At 65.0% G+C, this 18,181-nt stretch carries 21 protein-coding genes; 15 read left to right on the top strand and 6 right to left on the bottom strand.

The window, feature by feature from the left end; genetic code table 11:
* Window positions 1-678 (bottom strand): ABC transporter ATP-binding protein, encoded by a 678-nt coding sequence (locus LZ005_RS02370; RefSeq protein ID WP_237804290.1) that lies wholly within the window; start codon window positions 676-678, stop codon window positions 1-3.
* 1 nt (window position 679) lies between these two features.
* The gene (locus LZ005_RS02375; RefSeq protein ID WP_237804292.1) at window positions 680-1,906 is read right to left on the bottom strand and encodes an efflux RND transporter periplasmic adaptor subunit; all 1,227 of its coding nucleotides are present in this window, start codon (window positions 1,904-1,906) and stop codon (window positions 680-682) included.
* Window positions 1,907-2,103: 197 nt separating this feature from the next.
* Between LZ005_RS02375 and LZ005_RS02380 the strand changes: the two genes are divergently transcribed.
* The 12 genes from LZ005_RS02380 (at window position 2,104) to LZ005_RS02435 (ending at window position 11,991) form a co-directional block, all read left to right on the top strand.
* Window positions 2,104-3,237 carry a thiolase family protein gene (locus tag LZ005_RS02380; RefSeq protein ID WP_237804294.1) on the top strand — a complete coding sequence of 378 codons (1,134 nt, stop codon included), beginning with the start codon at window positions 2,104-2,106 and terminating at the stop codon, window positions 3,235-3,237.
* A gap of 11 nt (window positions 3,238-3,248) precedes the next feature.
* Entirely contained in the window at window positions 3,249-4,025 is a 777-nt protein-coding gene (locus LZ005_RS02385) for an alpha/beta hydrolase (RefSeq protein WP_237804296.1), read from the top strand.
* Between the two features lie 149 nt (window positions 4,026-4,174).
* On the top strand, window positions 4,175-4,648 hold the full coding sequence (gene iscR / locus LZ005_RS02390; protein WP_237804298.1) for a Fe-S cluster assembly transcriptional regulator IscR: 474 nt from the start codon (window positions 4,175-4,177) through the stop codon (window positions 4,646-4,648).
* A gap of 15 nt (window positions 4,649-4,663) precedes the next feature.
* Window positions 4,664-5,923 carry an IscS subfamily cysteine desulfurase gene (locus LZ005_RS02395; protein ID WP_237804300.1) on the top strand — a complete coding sequence of 420 codons (1,260 nt, stop codon included), beginning with the start codon at window positions 4,664-4,666 and terminating at the stop codon, window positions 5,921-5,923.
* Between the two features lie 21 nt (window positions 5,924-5,944).
* Entirely contained in the window at window positions 5,945-6,331 is a 387-nt protein-coding gene (iscU, locus tag LZ005_RS02400; RefSeq protein ID WP_237804302.1) for a Fe-S cluster assembly scaffold IscU, read from the top strand.
* 3 nt (window positions 6,332-6,334) lie between these two features.
* Complete coding sequence (iscA, locus tag LZ005_RS02405) at window positions 6,335-6,658, top strand: iron-sulfur cluster assembly protein IscA (RefSeq protein ID WP_237804303.1); 324 nt, start codon at window positions 6,335-6,337, stop codon at window positions 6,656-6,658.
* Window positions 6,658-7,173 carry a Fe-S protein assembly co-chaperone HscB gene (hscB, locus tag LZ005_RS02410; protein WP_237804306.1) on the top strand — a complete coding sequence of 172 codons (516 nt, stop codon included), beginning with the start codon at window positions 6,658-6,660 and terminating at the stop codon, window positions 7,171-7,173. The genes iscA and hscB overlap by 1 nt, the downstream gene beginning before the upstream one ends.
* 3 nt (window positions 7,174-7,176) lie before the next feature.
* On the top strand, window positions 7,177-9,066 hold the full coding sequence (gene hscA, locus LZ005_RS02415) for a Fe-S protein assembly chaperone HscA (protein WP_237804308.1): 1,890 nt from the start codon (window positions 7,177-7,179) through the stop codon (window positions 9,064-9,066).
* Between the two features lie 30 nt (window positions 9,067-9,096).
* A complete protein-coding gene (fdx, locus tag LZ005_RS02420) occupies window positions 9,097-9,435 on the top strand; it encodes an ISC system 2Fe-2S type ferredoxin (RefSeq protein WP_237804310.1) in 339 nt (112 codons plus the stop codon).
* Complete coding sequence (locus LZ005_RS02425) at window positions 9,435-10,301, top strand: SAM-dependent methyltransferase (protein WP_237804312.1); 867 nt, start codon at window positions 9,435-9,437, stop codon at window positions 10,299-10,301. Before fdx ends, LZ005_RS02425 begins: the two co-directional genes overlap by 1 nt.
* Entirely contained in the window at window positions 10,301-11,317 is a 1,017-nt protein-coding gene (gene ltaE / locus LZ005_RS02430) for a low-specificity L-threonine aldolase (RefSeq protein ID WP_373889295.1), read from the top strand. Before LZ005_RS02425 ends, ltaE begins: the two co-directional genes overlap by 1 nt.
* A complete protein-coding gene (locus LZ005_RS02435; RefSeq protein ID WP_237804317.1) occupies window positions 11,314-11,991 on the top strand; it encodes an RNA pseudouridine synthase in 678 nt (225 codons plus the stop codon). Before ltaE ends, LZ005_RS02435 begins: the two co-directional genes overlap by 4 nt.
* 154 nt (window positions 11,992-12,145) lie before the next feature.
* On the opposite strand, the gene LZ005_RS02440 is transcribed toward LZ005_RS02435, so the two are convergent.
* Genes LZ005_RS02440 through LZ005_RS02455 form a run of 4 tightly spaced genes read right to left on the bottom strand, consistent with a single transcriptional unit; the run spans window position 12,146 to window position 14,398 of the window.
* The gene (locus LZ005_RS02440) at window positions 12,146-12,658 is read right to left on the bottom strand and encodes an RDD family protein (RefSeq protein WP_237804319.1); all 513 of its coding nucleotides are present in this window, start codon (window positions 12,656-12,658) and stop codon (window positions 12,146-12,148) included.
* The gene (locus LZ005_RS02445) at window positions 12,648-13,421 is read right to left on the bottom strand and encodes a DUF3106 domain-containing protein (protein ID WP_237804321.1); all 774 of its coding nucleotides are present in this window, start codon (window positions 13,419-13,421) and stop codon (window positions 12,648-12,650) included. The genes LZ005_RS02440 and LZ005_RS02445 overlap by 11 nt, the downstream gene beginning before the upstream one ends.
* Window positions 13,422-13,427: 6 nt before the next feature.
* On the bottom strand, window positions 13,428-13,832 hold the full coding sequence (locus LZ005_RS02450) for a DUF3619 family protein (protein WP_237804323.1): 405 nt from the start codon (window positions 13,830-13,832) through the stop codon (window positions 13,428-13,430).
* Entirely contained in the window at window positions 13,829-14,398 is a 570-nt protein-coding gene (locus LZ005_RS02455) for an RNA polymerase sigma factor (protein WP_237804325.1), read from the bottom strand. The genes LZ005_RS02450 and LZ005_RS02455 overlap by 4 nt, the downstream gene beginning before the upstream one ends.
* Before the next feature lie 499 nt (window positions 14,399-14,897).
* Here LZ005_RS02455 and LZ005_RS02460 point away from each other — a divergent pair, with 499 nt between their 5' ends.
* From LZ005_RS02460 to ilvC, 3 genes are read left to right on the top strand one after another with little or no spacing between them, the layout of a single operon-like run.
* Window positions 14,898-16,625, top strand: coding sequence for an acetolactate synthase 3 catalytic subunit (locus LZ005_RS02460; protein ID WP_237804327.1), 1,728 nt, complete (start codon window positions 14,898-14,900; stop codon window positions 16,623-16,625).
* Entirely contained in the window at window positions 16,626-17,117 is a 492-nt protein-coding gene (gene ilvN / locus LZ005_RS02465) for an acetolactate synthase small subunit (RefSeq protein WP_237804329.1), read from the top strand.
* A 37-nt stretch (window positions 17,118-17,154) separates the two neighbouring features.
* Entirely contained in the window at window positions 17,155-18,171 is a 1,017-nt protein-coding gene (gene ilvC, locus LZ005_RS02470; RefSeq protein WP_237804331.1) for a ketol-acid reductoisomerase, read from the top strand.
* The last annotated feature ends 10 nt before the right edge of the window (window positions 18,172-18,181 follow it).

Below are 18,181 nucleotides of genomic sequence, written 5' to 3' on the forward strand. Positions count from 1 at the left end.
TCAGCCTGCCTTGAGTTCCCCTTTTTCCAGGTGCACGGTGGTGCGCGCCTGGGCCGCCGCATGGGCGTCGTGGGTGACCATGATGATGGTCTTGCCCAGTTCGCTGTTCAGGCGCTGCATCAGGGCCAGCACATCGGCCGCGGCAGTGCGGTCGAGGTCGCCCGTGGGTTCGTCGGCCACGATCAGGGCCGGGTCGGTGACGATGGCGCGCGCGATCGCCACGCGCTGCTGCTGGCCGCCCGAGAGTTCGTTCGGCGTGTGGTCCATGCGGTCCGACAGATTGACCATGGCAAGCGTCATGGCGACGCGCTCGTGGCGCTCCTTGCGGCTGAGGTTGGTCAGCAGCAGGGGCAGTTCGACGTTTTCAAAGGCCGTCAGCACCGGCATCAGGTTGTAGAACTGGAAGATGAAGCCGATGTGGCTGGCGCGCCAGCCGGCCAGTTCGGACTCGCTCAGGCTGGCGATGTCGAGACCGTCCACGCGCAGCACGCCGCTGTCGGGCTTGTCGATGCCGGCGATCAGGTTGAGCAGGGTGCTCTTGCCCGAGCCCGACGGACCCATCAGGGCGGTAAAGTCGCCGCGCCCGATGTTCAGGGTGATGTCGGTCAGCACCGGCACCACCTGGCCGCCGCGCTGATAGGACTTGGCCAGGTGTTCGATTTCGACGAGGGGCGTCATCTTATTTCTTGGCCAGCTGCACGGCCATGCCATCGGCCAGTTTCTCGCCCGGATTGAGCACCAGTTTGTCGCCGGCGCGCACGCCCTTCAGTTCCACCAGTTCGCCGATGCGGCGGCCGGTCGTCACCGGGGTTTCCTTGAGCTTGTCGTCCTTCATCACGAATACCACGTCGCGCCCGCCGCGCTTGGCCAGCACGGCCTGCTGGGCGGCGATCACCGGCTGGCGGTCGGCGGCCGGCACCGGGTGCGCGAGGAAGGCCACCTTGGCCGACATATCGGGCAGCACGCGTGGGTCGCGGTCGCTGAATTTGACTTTCACCAGCAGCGTGGCCTTGCTGCGGTCGACCGTCGGCACCATGCGCGAGACGGTGCCGGCCAGGTGCAGCTCGGGGAAGGCGTCGAGCGTGATCTCGGCCGGCTGGTCGACGGCGATCTTGGCCAGGTTGGATTCGGACACGTCGGCCTCGACTTCGAGCGTGCTCATGTCGGCCATGGTCACCACGGCGCCCTTGGAGTCGGCGGCCGAGGAGAAGGGCGTGATGTTGTCGCCCACATTGGCGCTCTTGGTCAGGATCACGCCTTCGAAGGGCGCGCGGATCTGGGTCTGGTCGAGCGCCACCTGGGCCGCCTGCACCTGGGCCTGGGCCGCGGCGATCTGGGCGCGCGCGCCGCTGACGGCGGCCTTGGCCTTGTTCAGGCGCGCCAGCGCACTGTCGACGCTGGAGGCGGCGATGAATTTCTGGCTCTGCAGTTCGGTCGCGCGGCGGTAGGCCTGCTCGGCATCGCCTTGTTCGGCCTGGGCCTGTTCGAGATTGGCCTGGGCCACCTTCACGGCCGCCTGGGCCTGGCCCAGCTGAGCGCTGACATCGCGGTTCTCAAGGCGGGCGATGACTTCATTGGCCTTCACGTGCGAGCCTTCTAGCACGCCCAGCCATTCGAGACGGCCGGTCGCCTTGGACGAAATCGCCGCCTTGCGCTGGGCCGTGACGTAGCCGGTGGCATTGAGCAGGGTGTAGCTCTGGGACGGGTAGGCGGCCGAGGCGGTTGCCACCTCGACGGCCGGTTTGCTGTTCATGGCCTGGCGCGCGCCCAGGGCGCCGAGCGCGCCAAGGATCACGACGGCGATGATGGCGCGACGCACACGCTGCTTGCGGCGGCGTTGCTGCAAGGCGTCATTGGCCTTGGCGTTGCGGTCGATGGAAAGCTTGTTCAGGTCGGGTGCGCTCACAAGATCCTCATGCATGAAAATGCCCAGGCGGATTGTAAAGGCAATTTTCAAACCGTGTGCGGCGAGCTTGGTTTTTTGATCAGAGTGTTTCTGTTGGGCCAATTCGGACGCGGTGCAGTGCAGCAGAATCCGCTTGACTTTAAAAATTACGGTCATAATATATTAAACATTACGACCATAATGTATGGAGTCGCCCCATGAAAGCCCTGATCGCTGCCTATGCCCGCACCCCTTTCCATTTCGCCCGCAAGGGGGCGCTGGCCACCGAACGGCCGGACGACCTGGCCGCCACGGCCGTGACCGGCCTGCTGCGCCGTACCGGGCTCGACCCGGCCTACCTCGATGACATCCTGCTCGGCTGCGCCTATCCCGAGGCGGCCCAGGGCAATAACTTGGCGCGCATCGTCGGCCTGCTGGCCGGCCTGCCGGAAGCCCTGGGCGGCATGACGATCAACCGCTTTTGCGGCTCGTCGATGTCGGCCATCCACATTGCCGCCGCCCAGATCGAGGCGGGCCTGGGCGAGGCCTATCTGTGCATCGGCGTCGAATCGATGACGATGGTGCCCCAGGGCGGCTTCAATTTTTCGCCGCATCCGGTGCTGTACGAAAAGACCGACGCCTACATCGCCATGGGCGAGACGGCCGAGAACGTGGCGGCGCGCTACCAGATCAGCCGCGCCGATCAGGAGGCGCTGGCCGTGGCCTCGCACCGCAAGGCCGCCGCCGCGCGCGAGGCCGGCAAGCTGAACGCGGAAATCGTGCCGGTCGAACTCGCTGGCGGCGAGCTGGTGCGCGCCGATGGCTGCATCCGGCCCACCACCTCGCTCGAGGCCCTGGCCAGCCTGCGCCCGGCCTTCCGTCCGGACGGTGTGGTGACGGCGGGCACTTCCTCGCCGCTGACCGACGGCGCCGCCGTGGTGCTGGTGACCAGCGAAGCCTTCGCTCTGCGCCACCGCCTGCTGCCGCTGGCGCGCATCCGCGCCGTGGCCACCATCGGGCTGGACCCGGCCTATATGGGCATGGGGCCGGTGCCGGCCACGCGCAAGGCACTCGACCGCGCCGGTCTCAGCGTGGACGAGCTGGACGTGGTGGAGATCAACGAAGCCTTTGCCTCCCAGGCCCTGGCCTGCATGCGCGAGCTGGGTCTCGACCCGGCCAAGGTCAACCTCGATGGCGGCGCCCTGGCTCTCGGCCACCCGCTCGGCGCCAGCGGCGCGCGCATCACGGGCAAGGCGGCGGCCCTGCTGGCGCGCGAGAAAGGCCGCTATGCGCTGGCCACCCAGTGCATCGGCGGCGGCCAGGGCATCGCCACCGTGCTGGCCGCGCTGTGAGGGGAGGTGTCATGCATCAGGATCGGCTCGAGCAGGTATTCCACCAGTTCGTCACGCCGCGCGCCTTGCCCTATGAGGAGGCCGAACGCGCGCTGCTGGCGCGCGCCGAGCGCCTGACGCCGGTGCCGGGCATCGTGGCCTGGCGCTGGCGGCCCGCGCAGCCGAACGGGCGCCGTCTGCTGCTCGTGCATGGCTGGGAAAGCCGGGCTGCGCACTGGGGCGCCTTCATCGCTCCGCTGCTGGACGCCGGTTACGAAGTGCTGGCCCATGACGGCCCGGCCCACGGCGACTCGGCGGGCAGCCAGACCCATATCCTGGCCTGGGGCCAGGCGCTGGCGGCGGTGGCGGCGGCGCTCGGGCCGCTCGATGCGCTGCTCGGCCATTCGCTCGGCTCGGCGGCGGCCCTGTATGCGTTCGCCCACGGCGTGCAGGTGCGCACCAGCGTGCACCTGTGCGGCCCGAGTTCGGTGCGGCGCGTGCTCGAGCGGGTGGCCCAGGCGGCCGCCCTCGGCCCCGAACAGACGGCGCGCTTTGCCCAACGTTTCGAGCGCCACATGGGCGCGCCCATGGCGGTGATGGATCTGGCGCAGCTGCAGCATGGGCTGCGCCATCCGGCCCTGCTGCTGCATGACCCGCTGGACCGCGAAGTGCCGTTCGCGGAATCGGCCATGCTGGCCGCTGCCTGGCCCGGCGCGCGACTGGAGAAAGTGGAAGGGGTGGGGCACCGGCGCATCCTGCGCGATCCGGCGGTGATTGCCGCCAGCCTCGCCTGGCTGTCCTGCTGCTGAGCAGCATTTCAGGGGGTGTCCAGCAAACTCCCCGCGAAACTGGTATACTTGACTAAATCGTTCAACTAATCCGGGTATTCCGGCTGCTCACTGGGCAGTTTGTCGCTGAACGAAAGGCAATATTTTACCAAAGTTGAAGCGGGGATGCGATGCGTCTGACTACCAAGGGCCGGTTTGCCGTCACGGCCATGATCGACCTGGCCATGCGCCAGGGCAAAGGGCCGGTCACGCTGTCTGGCATTAGCCAGCGGCAATCCATTTCGTTGTCTTATCTGGAGCAATTGTTCGGCAAGCTGCGCCGGCACGAGATCGTCGAATCGATCCGCGGCCCGGGCGGCGGCTACAGCCTGGCGCGCCGCGCCGACAAGGTGACGGTGGCCGACATCATCATCGCTGTCGACGAACCGCTCGACGCCACCCAGTGCGGCGGCAAGGAAAGCTGCCACAGCGGCGAGCACGGCAACGGCACCCGTTGCATGACCCACGAGCTGTGGGCCACGCTCAACGAAAAGATGGTCGACTACCTCGACTCCGTCTCGCTGCAGGACTTGGTCGACCAGCAGAAAAAGAAAATGGCCGAACAGAATGTGGTGGTGATGCATCCGCGCACCGCCAGCGCCTGATTGTTAGGAGTAATGATGAACGCCCCCCTGGACAAAGCCGTCGAGCACCAATTGTTTGCCACGGCCCCCCATTTCCCCGTCTACATGGACTACTCGGCCACGACGCCGGTCGATCCGCGTGTGGCCGACAAGATGATTCCCTATCTGCGCGAGCAGTTTGGCAACCCGGCCTCGCGCAGCCACCTGTACGGTTGGACCGCCGAGCAGGCCGTGGAAGAGGCGCGCGCCCAGGTCGCCGCCCTGGTCAATGCCGACCCGCGCGAAATCATCTGGACCTCGGGCGCCACCGAGAGCAATAACCTGGCCCTGAAAGGCGCCGCCCACTTCTACAAGACCAAGGGCAAGCACATCATCACGGTCAAGACCGAGCACAAGAGCGTGCTCGACACCGTGCGCGAACTCGAACGCCAGGGCTTCGAGGCCACCTATCTGGAGCCGCAGGATAACGGCCTGATCAGCATCGAGCAGCTCGCAGCAGCGCTGCGCCCGGACACCATTATCGTCTCCGTCATGCTGGTCAATAATGAGATCGGCGTGATCCAGCCGATCGACGCCATTGGCGAGCTGTGCCGTTCCAAAGGCATCATCTTCCACTGCGACGCTGCCCAGGCGACCGGCAAGGTGCATATCGACCTGGCCAAGACCAAGGCCGACCTGATGACCTTTACCGCCCACAAGACTTACGGCCCGAAAGGCGTGGGCGCCCTGTTTGTGCGGCGCAAGCCGCGCGTGCGCCTGGAAGCCCAGATGCACGGCGGCGGCCACGAGCGCGGCCTGCGCTCGGGCACCTTGCCGACTCACCAGATCGTCGGCATGGGCGAGGCCTTCCGCATCGCCAAGGAAGAGATGGACGCCGAGATCGCCCGCGTCGGCGCGCTGCGCGACCGTCTGGCCAAGGGCCTGATGGAGATCGAAGAGGTGTACGTCAACGGCGACATGGCGCACCGCGTGCCGCACAACCTGAACGTCAGCTTCAACTACGTCGAGGGCGAATCGCTGATCATGGCCGTCAAGGGCATCGCCGTGTCGTCGGGCTCGGCCTGCACCTCGGCCAGCCTGGAGCCCTCGTATGTGCTGCGCGCCCTGGGCCGCAGCGACGAACTGGCGCACAGCTCGATCCGCTTCACGATCGGCCGCTTCACCACCGAGGAAGACATCGACTTCGCGATCGCGCTGATGAAGGAAAAAGTCGGCAAGCTGCGCGAACTGTCGCCGCTGTGGGAAATGTACAAGGACGGGATCGACATCAGCACGATCCAATGGGCCGCACACTAAACGCATTCAAGGAGTTACATCATGGCTTACTCGGACAAAGTTCTCGATCACTACGAAAACCCGCGCAACGTCGGCTCGTTTGAAAAGGGCGACGACTCGGTTGGCACCGGCATGGTCGGCGCCCCGGCCTGCGGCGACGTCATGAAGCTGCAGATCAAGGTCGGCGCGGACGGCAAGATCGAAGACGCCAAATTCAAGACCTATGGCTGCGGTTCGGCCATTGCCTCCAGCTCGCTCGTGACCGAGTGGGTCAAGGGCAAGACCCTGGACCAGGCCCTGGAAATCAAAAACTCGCAGATCGCCGAAGAACTGGCCCTGCCGCCGGTGAAGATCCACTGCTCGATCCTGGCCGAAGACGCGATAAAGGCTGCGGTGCAGGACTACAAAGCCAAACACCCGAGCGCATAAACCATGGCCATCACCCTGACCGAAAAAGCGGCCAAACACGTGACGCGCTATATCGAACGGCGCGGCAAGGGCATCGGCCTGCGCTTCGGCGTGCGCACCACCGGCTGCTCGGGCATGGCCTACAAGCTCGAGTACGTGGACGAGGCGGCCGCCGAAGACCAGGTCTTCGAGTCGCATGGCGTGAAGGTGTTCGTCGATCCGAAGAGCCTGCCCTTCATCGACGGCACCGAGCTCGACTTCGCGCGCGAAGGCCTGAACGAGGGCTTCAAGTTCAATAATCCGAACGTCAAGGATTCCTGCGGCTGCGGCGAAAGCTTCCGAATTTGATGCAGAACCATTTTGAACTGTTTCAGTTGCCGGTAAGATTCGCCGTCGATAGCGCCGCCCTCGAGGCGGCCTACCGCGAGATCCAGGCGCGCGTGCACCCGGATAAATTTGTGAACGCGTCCGACGCCGAGCAGCGCGTGGCCATGCAGTGGGCCACCCGCGCCAACGAGGCCTACCAGACCCTGAAGCAGCCGCACAAGCGCGCCGCCTACCTGTGCGAACTGCATGGCGTGCCGCTCGAGATCGAATCGAACACGTCCATGCCGATCGATTTCCTGATGCAGCAGATGGCGTGGCGCGAGGCGCTCGAGGAGGCGCGCGCGGCCAGGGACGGCGAGACGCTCGACGCCCTCGAGGCCCAGCTGCGCCAGGCGCGCCGGGCCCGTCTGGCCGAGATCGAAACCCAGCTCGACGCCGGTGATTTCCGCGCGGCGGCCACGGGCGTGCGCGCCCTGATGTTTTTGGATAAATTTGGCGAGGAGATCGGCGACGCCTTCGAATCGCTGGACAACTAATTTATGGCACTTCTGCAGATTTCCGAACCGGGCATGTCGACCGCCCCGCACCAGCACCGGCTGGCCGTGGGCATCGACCTGGGCACGACCAATTCCCTCGTCGCCACCGTGCGCAACAGCATCCCCGAGGTGCTGAACGACGAGAACGGGCGGCCGCTGCTGCCCTCGGTGGTGCGCTATCTGCCGAACGGCTATGCGAACATCGGCTACAAGGCCCAGGCCGCCCAGATCAGCGATCCGAAGAACACGATCGTCTCGGTCAAGCGCTTCATGGGGCGCGGCCTGAAGGACATCGCCTACGTCGAAAACCTGCCCTACGATTTCGTCGACGGCCCCGGCATGGTGCGCCTGAAGACGGTCGCCGGCGTGAAGAGCCCGGTCGAAGTCTCGGCCGAAATCCTGGCCACCTTGCGCCAGCGCGCCGAAGATGCGCTCGGTGACGAACTGGTCGGCGCGGTGATCACCGTGCCCGCCTATTTCGACGACGCCCAGCGCCAGGCCACCAAGGACGCGGCCCAGCTGGCCGGCCTGAATGTGCTGCGCCTGCTGTCGGAGCCGACCGCGGCCGCCATCGCCTACGGCCTCGACCACGGCAAGGAAGGCATCTACGCCGTCTACGACCTCGGCGGCGGCACCTTCGACATCTCGATTCTCAAGCTCAGCAAGGGCGTGTTCGAAGTGCTGTCGACCGGCGGCGATTCGGCCCTCGGCGGCGACGACTTCGACCACCGCCTGTTCTGCTGGATCTGCGAGCAGGCCAAGCTGGCGCCCCTGTCCGAAACGGACACGGCGACCCTGATGGTGAAGGCGCGCCAGGCCAAGGAGCTGCTGTCGACCAATGAAGTGACGGTGGTCGACGCCGTGCTCGGCTCGGGCGAACTCGTGCATGTGAGCGTGACGGCCGAGCAGTTCGCCGAGATGACGCGCCACCTGGTCGCCAAGACCATGAACGCCACCCGCAAGGCCCTGCGCGACGCCGGCGTGTCGGTGGAGGAGGTCGACGGCGTGGTGCTGGTCGGCGGCGCCACCCGCATGCCGCATGTGCGGCGCACGGTGGGCGACTACTTCTCGACCATTCCGCACGCGAACATCGACCCGGACAAGGTGGTGGCCCTGGGCGCCGCCATCCAGGCCAATCTGCTGGCCGGCAACCGCGCCGCCGGCGACGACTGGCTGCTGCTCGATGTGACCCCGCTCTCGCTCGGCATCGAAACCATGGGCGGCCTGGTCGAAAAAATCATCCCGCGCAATTCCACGATTCCGTGCGCGCGCGCCCAGGAATTCACCACCTTCAAGGACGGCCAGACGGCCCTGGCCGTGCACGTGCTGCAGGGCGAGCGCGAGCTCGTCAGCGATTGCCGCTCGCTGGCCCGTTTCGAGCTGCGCGGCATTCCGCCGATGGCGGCCGGCGCCGCGCGCATCCGCATCACGTTCCAGGTCGATGCCGATGGCCTGCTGTCGGTGGCCGCGCGCGAAATGCGCTCGGGCGTCGAGGCCGCCATCACGGTCAAGCCCTCGTATGGCCTGGCCGATGAGGACGTGGCGCGCATGCTGCAGGAATCGAACAGCGCGGCCCAGCACGACGCGCTGCAGCGCGCGCTGCGCGAGGAACAGGTCGAGGCCGAACGCATCCTGCTGGCCACCCAGTCGGCCCTGGATGCCGATGGCGAACTGCTGAGCGCGGAAGAGGGCGCCCAGATCCGCGCGCTGATGCGTGCCGTGCTCGATGCCGTGGCCGCCAGCGCGGACGCCGGCGTCGATCCGACCCCGGCCAAGGAAGCCCTGCACGCGGCCTCGGTCGCGCTGTCCAAGGGCACCGAAGCCTTCGCCGCGCGCCGCATGGACAAGAGCGTGCGCTCCGTATTGGCCGGCAAGGCCCTGGACGAGGTCTGAGCCGCGTCTTCCCCAGAACAAGGAACTACTGTGCCCCAAATCGTTATTCTTCCGCATGCCCAGCTCTGCCCCGAAGGCGCCGTGCTCGAGGCCCCGGCCGGCAAAACCATCTGCGATGCGCTGCTGGACAATGACATCGAGATCGAACACGCCTGCGACAAGTCGTGCGCCTGCACCACCTGCCATGTGCTCGTGCGTGAAGGCTTCGACTCGCTCAACGAACCGAGCGAGACCGAAGAAGACATGCTCGACCGCGCCTGGGGTCTGGAGGCCGTGTCGCGCCTGTCCTGCCAGGCCGTGATCGCCGACGAAGACCTGGTGGTCGAGCTGCCGCGCTACACGATCAACCACGCCAAAGAAAACCACTGATGAAGCGCGCCGCCGCCCAGCCGCAGCCGCCCGCCCTGCCGCCCGAAGTGCGGCCCGGCCAGTCGGTCGAGCTGCTGAAGGAACTGCATATCCTCACGCGCGACGGCAAGCTCAACCAGGACAGCCGGCGCAAGCTCAAGCAGGTCTACCACCTGTACCAGTTCATCGAGCCGCTGCTGCAGGCCTGCCTCGATGAGCAGGGCAGCGTCAGCCTGGTCGACCATGGGGCCGGCAAGTCCTACCTCGGCTTCATTCTGTACGACCTGTTCTTCAAGAATCTCGACGCCCGCAGCCAGATCTACGGCATCGAAACGCGCGAGGAACTCGTGGCGCGCTCGACCGAACTGGCGGCCCGCTTCGGCTTTCCGAACATGCATTTCCTGAACCTGTCGGTGTCTGAATCGACGCGCTCGGCCCAGCTGCCCGAGCGCATCGACATCGTCACCGCCCTGCATGCCTGCAATACCGCCACCGACGACGCCATCGACTTCGCCCTGAAAAAGCGCGCCAAGTACATGGTGCTGGTGCCCTGCTGCCAGGCCGAAGTGGCCAGCGTGCTGCGCAAGAATAAGGGTCAGGAACTGGGCAAGAACGTGCTGACCGAGTTGTGGCGCCACCCGATTCACACACGCGAGTTCGGCAGCCAGCTGACCAATGTGCTGCGCTGCCTGCAGCTCGAGGCGCACGGCTACCAGGTCAACGTGACCGAGCTGGTCGGCTGGGAACATTCGATGAAGAATGAGCTGATCATTGCCACCTACAAGAATCTGCCGCGCCGGCGCGCCGGCGAGCGCCTGCAGGAAGTGCTCGCCACCGTCGGCCTGGAAGAAATGCGCGACCGTTTCTATCTTTCCGAGACCCCATGATGACGAGCTCCTGGCTGGACCTGCGCAGCGACACCGTGACCCTGCCGAGCGCCGCGATGCGCAAGGCCATGTATGAAGCCGAAGTCGGCGACGACGTGTATGGCGACGACCCCAGCGTCAACCGCCTGCAGGACTACGCGGCCGAGCTGTTCGGCTACGAGGCGGCCCTGTTCGCCGCCTCCGGCACCCAGAGCAATCTGATCGCCCTGATGGCCCATTGCGGCCGCGGCGACGAATATCTGGTCGGCCAGGAAGCCCATACCTACCGCTACGAAGGCGGCGGCGCGGCCGTGCTCGGCTCTATCCAGCCGCAGCCGCTGAACAATCAGGCCGATGGCAGCATTGCGCTGGCCGACATCACGGCGAATATCAAGCCGCTCGACAACCATTTCGCGCGCACCCGCCTGCTGGCCCTGGAAAACACCATCGGCGGACGCGTGCTGCCGCTCGCCTACACGGCCGAAGCGACCGCGCTGGCCCATGCGTGCGGCCTCGCCACCCACCTCGACGGCGCGCGCATCTGCAATGCCGCCGTCAAGCTCGGCGTGCCGCTGCGCGAAGTGGTGCGCGGCTTCGACAGCGTGTCCGTGTGCCTGTCGAAAGGCCTGGGCGCGCCGGTCGGCTCCGTGCTGCTGGGCAGCCGCGCCCTGATCGAGCAGGCCACACGCTGGCGCAAGGTGCTCGGCGGCGGCATGCGCCAGGCCGGGATTTTGGCCGCAGCCGGCCAGTATGCGCTCGAGCACAATGTCGCGCGCCTGGCCGAGGACCATGCCCACGCGGCCTTGCTGGCGGACGGCCTGGCCGAGCTGCCCGGCCTGAAGCTGAGCCAGCCGCAGACCAATATCCTCTACGTCGACATGGCGCCCGAGGCCTGCGCCGGCCTGGCCGCCGCGCTCGCGCAGGCCCAGGTGCGCGCCTCGGTAGCGCCGCATATGCGCATCGTCACCCATCTGAACGTCAGCCGCGCCGACATCGAGCGCGTGCTGGCCGTGTTCCGCAGCGTGTTCGCCGCATGAGCGAAGGCGAAGGCATCCGCCTGGCCAAGCGCGTGGCCGCCATGCTGCCATGTTCGCGGCGCGAGGCCGAGCTGTACATCGAAGGCGGCTGGGTGCAGGTGGACGGCCAGACCGTCGACGTGCCGGCCGCGCGCGTGCGCCCCGAGCAGGCCGTGCAGCTGCAGCCCGGTGCGCGGCTCGAGGAGATTCCCCCGGTCACGCTGCTCTGGCACAAGCCGGCCGGCGTCGCCAATGCGCTCGACCAGATCGACATTGGCAAGCAGCAGGGCGAAGACCGCTTTCTGAGCAAGCACCTGCAGCAGCAGCGATTGTTGACCCCGCTGGAGACAGAGGCGAGCGGCCTCGTCGTGTATTCCCAGGATTACCGCGTGATCCGCAAGCTGAGTGAAGACGCCAGCCGCATCGAGCACGAGTTCATAATCGACCTGGCTGAGGCCGTGAGCGAGGCCAGCCTCGCCGCCCTGAACAGCGATCCCAAGTTCAAGGCCAGCCGCCAATCCGAGCAGCGCCTGCGCGTCGTGCTCAAGCAGACCGAGGTCGGACAGCTGGGAGCCGCGTGCGCCGCGGCCGGCCTCAAGGTACGCGCGCAGCGCCGCATCCGCATTGGCCGCCTGCCGATGGCGAGCCTCAATCCCGGCGCCTGGCGCTACCTCACCGCCCCCGAAAAGTTCTAACCCCCAGCGGTAACCCCCAGCGGGGTCAGGTCCGGCAATCGGACATGACAGAACTTTTGTGGCGCAAGCTTGTCGTGGCGGCCGAACGACCAAATTTTGAGGCATTGGTTCGCAAATGTCCGATTGCCGGACCTGACACCGTTCCGGATGGGGATTATTTGGTGCGCTTGGGGAGCTGGATCAGGTAGGTGCCGAGCAGGCGGTCGTGCAGGAATTGGCGGTCTTTCGTGAACAGCGGGGCCAGCAGCATCAGGGCCAGGCTGGCCAGCAGCAGGGCGCTCATCACGCGGCCGCTGTGGATGTCGAGCAGGGAATACGCGAGCAGGGCGGGCAGGAAGTAGCTGACGATGAGCACGTAGCGCACGAAGGCGACCTTGAACGGCAGCTTGGCCGCTCCCGGCAGCACCAGCTTGATGCGCCAGGTTTTCATCGCCAGCGTGTGCCCGCTGTCGCGCCATTGGTGCACGAAATAGGCGCCGCCCGCGAGGAAGACCCACAGCGTGCGCACATGGTCGAGCAGGGGGCTGTGGCGGTTGCCGCTGAGGATGAGGAAGGCGGCGACGGCCAGCATCATCACGGCCGTGAGCAGGAAACTCTCGTACACCATGCAGATGAGACGGCGGCCAATGCTGGGAAACTGCAGGGCGGGCGTGGGATTATTTTGCATTGATCTGGGAGGCGGCGGCACTCGCGGCGGCCGGCGGCGCGACACTCGGCGCGGCCGACGCCGCACTGGCGGCTTCGCTGGCTGCTGCACCGCTCGGCGGCTGCACGGCCGGCGTCGGCGCGGGGACGCTCGCCGGTGCGGGGCTCTGCGGCTTGAGCTCGGTCGGCGGCGGCGCCTGCTTGATCGGGGCGACGGTCTTGAGCTTGGCCTCGGACGGCGGGGCGATGTTGGCCACCAGCTTCTTGGAGGCGGCTTCGGCTGCCAGTTTCTTTTTCTGCTCGTCGGACAGCTGCTGGTATTGCTCCCACAGCTCGGCCTTCTTGCCGGGATCGGTCTTGGCGGTCTTGGCCAGATTCTCGCGCACGGCGCGGCGCTGCTCGGGCGTCAGGGTGAACAGCTCGCGCATGCGCTCATGCGCGCGTTGCTGCTCTTCCGGGGTCATGCGGGCGAATCGGTTGGCGATTTCCAGCCATTTGCGTTTGCGCACGCTGCCGATATTGTCCCATTCGCTTTCGAGCGGGGCGAGGGCCTTTTTCTGGGCCGCCGTCAGCTCGCTCCAATAGGGTTTCTCGGGCGGGCGCTGGGCCTTGGCCGTGGCCGACGGGGCAGGGGGGCTGGCCGGGGCTTTCATGCCTGCGGGCATGACGCGCAGGGGCTCGGCCGGTTCGTGCGCGCGCTTCCAGACGCTTAGCGCGGCTGCACCAAGCACCACTACCAGGGCCAAGCCGGCCCAGAGCTTGGAAGCTGCGCGTTTGTCCGTCATCTGTATTTACTGCACGCGCTCTTGCTGCGTGACGTAGGCATTGAAACCCTCGTCCAGGTAGGCATTCAGCGGCAGCTCGTCGGTGAGGGCAGCTGCGTCCAGTTCGGCAATCTCGTTGATCCGTTGTTGTTGTTCGTACTGGTAAATACCGGACAGGCCGGCCACCAGCACCAGCAGCGGCAGGGCCACGCCGAGCCGCGTCATCCAGCCCAGATGGGTCTGCACAAACTGACCGGCGTGACCGGCCAGCGCGCGTCCGGCCAGGGCCAGGGGCGCTTCAGCTTTTTTGCGAGATACTGCGATCTTACGCGCTTTTGCCAGACGATCGCTCGCCGATGCGGGTAGTTGATCGAGCTGCTCGTTCAGGGCGTGCCGCACGCGGTACGCGAAGTTCAGATCGTCGGTGTTCATAATGTAATTCCCTTGGCTTTCAAGGCCTCGGCCAGGGCATGTGTCGCACGAGAACAGTGCGTCTTGACACTTCCCTCGGAACAGCCCATCGCGGCTGCCGTCTCTGCCACATCCAGGTCTTGCCAGTAACGCATGAGGAAGGCTTCCCGTTGACGTGCCGGCAGTTTTTGTATTTCGTCCTCAATCAGCTGGAGCACCTGCGTGCGCTCGAGCTTGTCGGCGCTCGACTCGCTGGCCGTATTGCCGTCCTCGGCCACATAGGATTCGAGCAGGTCGAATTCCTCGTGCTCGTCCTCGCTCGGGCCGACGCCAGAAAACAGGCTGACCCAGGTATTTCGCACTTTTTCCCTGCGGAAAAAGTCGAGGATGGTGTTCTGCAGGATGCGCTGGAACAGCATCGGCAGCTCGGCCGCCGGCTTGTCGCCGTATTTTTCGGCCAGCTTGATCATGGCGTCCTGGACGATGTCCAGCGCCGCTTCATCGCGTCGCACGGCATACACGGCTTGCTTGAAAGCGCGCTTTTCCACGCTTTCGAGAAAGTCCGAGAGTTCTTTATCTGATGCCATGCGAGCGGTCGGGCAGCGTGCCGGGTACCTGGCCCGGCTGTCGTCTAGGAGGAAAATCTGCGCATCCTACCAAATTTGGGGCGCTTTGCCTAATCGGCCTCGTGCGCTGCATTAGCTTCTTTCTAAGCTTATTTTGCGCACGATAGTAGTTTCTACTTGACCATTTTGCTGCAACGCAGTAAGGTAAGTCTGATCGTCGTCATCACGGCGATCTCCAGTCAAGCCATAGCAACCCACAATGCTGCTAGCGGCGGGACGCGCTTTCATTAGTAGGCAGTTTGCTTTTACCCGCGCCACAAGCGCGAGAATCTGGCAGGCACGCCTCAGACACTCACGCTGAACGAATTGCGTTAAGCGGCTTTCCGAACTGGCCCCACGGTGGCAGGGACGATCGACGTGACCGCAAAACAAAGGGAAGCATGAGCCCTGGAGCGTCTCGCAAGATTCGTCAGGAAAGAGCATCCGATCACCTCCCTCTGGGTTTTGAAAGGAATGTTTTATGACTCACGATGCAGCAGTTCCCATCACGGGCGCTGAGATTGTTGTGCGCGCCCTCGCTGAAGAAGGTGTCGAACACGTCTTCGGCTATCCCGGCGGCGCCGTCCTCTACATCTACGACGCCATCTTCAAGCAGGACAAATTCAAGCATATTCTGGTGCGCCACGAGCAAGCTGCCGTGCATGCCGCCGATGCTTATTCCCGCAGTTCACAGAAAGTCGGTGTGGCCATCGTCACCTCCGGCCCCGGCGTGACCAATGCGGTGACCGGTCTGTCGACCGCCTACATGGACTCGATCCCGATGGTGGTGATTTCCGGCCAGGTGCCGAGCCATGCGATCGGCCAGGATGCCTTCCAGGAATGCGATACCGTCGGCATCACGCGCCCTGTCGTCAAACACAACTTCCTCGTGAAGGATGTGCGCGAGCTGGCCTCGACGATCAAGAAAGCCTTCTTCATCGCCCGCACCGGCCGTCCGGGCCCGGTGCTGGTCGATATCCCCAAAGACATCAGCATGACCAAGTGCACCTACGATTATCCGAAAGAGATCGAGATGCGCTCCTACCGTCCGGTGGACAAGGGTCATAGCGGCCAGATCCGCAAAGCCGTGCAGCTGCTGCTGGCGGCCGAACGTCCGATGATCTACACGGGCGGCGGCGTGATTCTGGCCAATGCCTCGCCCGAGCTGAACAAGCTGGTCGACCGCCTTGGCTTCCCGGTCACCAATACCCTGATGGGTCTGGGCGGCTACAAGGCCTCGAGCGATCTGTTCCTCGGCATGCCCGGTATGCATGGCACCTATGAAGCCAATATGGCCATGCAGAACTGCGACGTGCTGATTGCCATCGGCGCCCGTTTCGACGACCGCGTGATCGGCAATCCGAAACACTTCGCCACCAGCCCGCGCAAGATCATCCACATCGACATCGACCCGTCCTCGATCTCGAAGCGCGTCAAGGTCGATATTCCCATCGTCGGCAACGTCAAGGACGTGCTGGTCGAACTGCTGTCCCAGCTCGAAGCGAGCGAGGCGCGCCCGAATGCGCCGGCGCTCAAGGCCTGGTGGAAGCAGATCGCCGAATGGCGCGGCAAGCAATGCCTGAAGTACAGCGACTCCGATCTGGTGATCAAGCCCCAGGCCGTGGTCGAAAAGGTCTGGGACATCACCCAGGGCGATGCCTTCATCACCTCGGACGTCGGCCAGCACCAGATGTGGGCCGCCCAGTACTACCGCTTCGACAAGCCGCGCCGCTGGATCAATTCGGGCGGCCTGGGCACGATGGGCGTGGGCCTGCCGTATGCGATGGGGGTGCAGATGGCCAACCCGGACGCGACCGTGGCCTGCATCACGGGCGAGGGCTCGATCCAGATGTGCATCCAGGAGCTGGCAACCTGCAAGCAATACCACCTGACGCCGAAGATCATCCTCCTCAACAACCGCTTCCTCGGCATGGTGCGCCAGTGGCAGCAGCTCGACTATGGTTCGCGCTATTCCGAGTCCTACATGGATTCGCTGCCGGACTTCGTCAAGCTGGCCGAGTCCTTCGGCCACGTCGGCATGAAGATCGAGAAACCGGGCGACGTCGACGGCGCCCTGCGCGAAGCCTTCGGCATGAAGGACAAGCTCGTGTTCATGAACTTCATTACCGATCAGGCGGAAAACGTGTGGCCGATGGTCAAGGCCGGCAAGGGCCTGACCGAAATGCTGCTCGGCTCGGAGGACCTCTAAATGCGCCATATTATTTCTGTGCTGCTCGAGAACGAAGCCGGCGCCCTGTCGCGCGTGGTGGGCCTGTTCTCGGCCCGCGGCTACAACATCGAAACCCTGACCGTGGCCCCGACCGAAGACGCGACCCTGTCGCGCATGACGATCGTGACCTCGGGCTCGGACGACATCATCGAACAGATCACCAAGCACCTGAACCGCCTGATCGAGGTGGTGAAAGTGGTCGATCTGACCGAAGGCGCCCATATCGAGCGCGAACTCATGCTGATCAAGGTGCGTGCGGTCGGCAAGGAACGGGAAGAAATGAAGCGGACGGCGGACATCTTCCGCGGCCGCATCATCGACGTGACCGAAAAAACCTACACGATCGAACTGACGGGTGCCAAGAGCAAGCTCGATGCCTTCATCGACGCCATCGACCGCGCCGCCATTCTCGAAACCGTCCGCACGGGCGGCTCGGGCATCGGCCGCGGCGAACGCATCCTCAAAGTGTGATCGACCATAACAACTGACAAAGACAAGGACAAACATCATGAACGTGTTTTACGACAAAGACTGCGACCTCTCCCTCATCAAAGGCAAAAACGTGGCCATCATCGGCTATGGCTCGCAAGGCCATGCCCACGCCCAGAACCTGTCGGACTCGGGCGTCAATGTGACGGTCGGCCTGCGCAAGGGCGGCGCCTCGTGGGCCAAGGTGGAAGCGGCCGGCCTGAAAGTGGCCGAAGTCAACGAGGCCGTCAAGGCCGCTGACGTCGTCATGATTCTGCTGCCGGACGAGAACATCGCCCAGGTCTACAACGAGAACGTGGCCCCCAACATCAAGCAGGGCGGCGTGCTGGCCTTTGCCCACGGCTTCAACGTGCATTACGGCCAGGTCGTGCCGCGCGCCGACCTCGACGTGATCATGATCGCGCCCAAGGCCCCGGGCCACACGGTGCGCGGCACCTACCGCCAGGGTGGCGGCGTGCCCCACCTGATCGCCGTGCACCAGGACAAATCGGGCAAGGCGCGCGACATCGCCCTGTCGTATGCCTGCGCCAATGGCGGCGGCAAGGCCGGCATCATCGAAACCAATTTCCGTGAAGAGACCGAGACCGACCTGTTCGGCGAACAGGCCGTGCTGTGCGGCGGTACCGTCGAACTGATCAAGGCTGGTTTCGAGACCCTGGTCGAAGCCGGCTACGCGCCGGAAATGGCCTACTTCGAGTGCCTGCACGAGCTCAAGCTGATCGTCGACCTGATCTATGAAGGCGGCATCGCCAACATGAACTACTCGATCTCGAACAATGCCGAGTATGGCGAGTACGTGACCGGCCCGAAAGTCGTGACGGCCGCCACCAAGGACGCCATGCGCCAGTGCCTGAAGGACATCCAGACTGGCGAATACGCCAAGTCCTTCATCCTGGAAAACAAGGCCGGCGCCCCGACCCTGCTGTCGCGCCGCCGCCTGACGGCCGAGCATCAGATCGAAACGGTCGGCGCCAAGCTGCGCGCGATGATGCCCTGGATCGCCAAGAACAAGCTGGTCGACCAGTCGAAGAACTAAGCCCGGGCGC

Source organism: Massilia sp. TS11 (assembly GCF_022012445.1).
Taxonomy (GTDB): Bacteria; Pseudomonadota; Gammaproteobacteria; order Burkholderiales; family Burkholderiaceae_D; genus Telluria.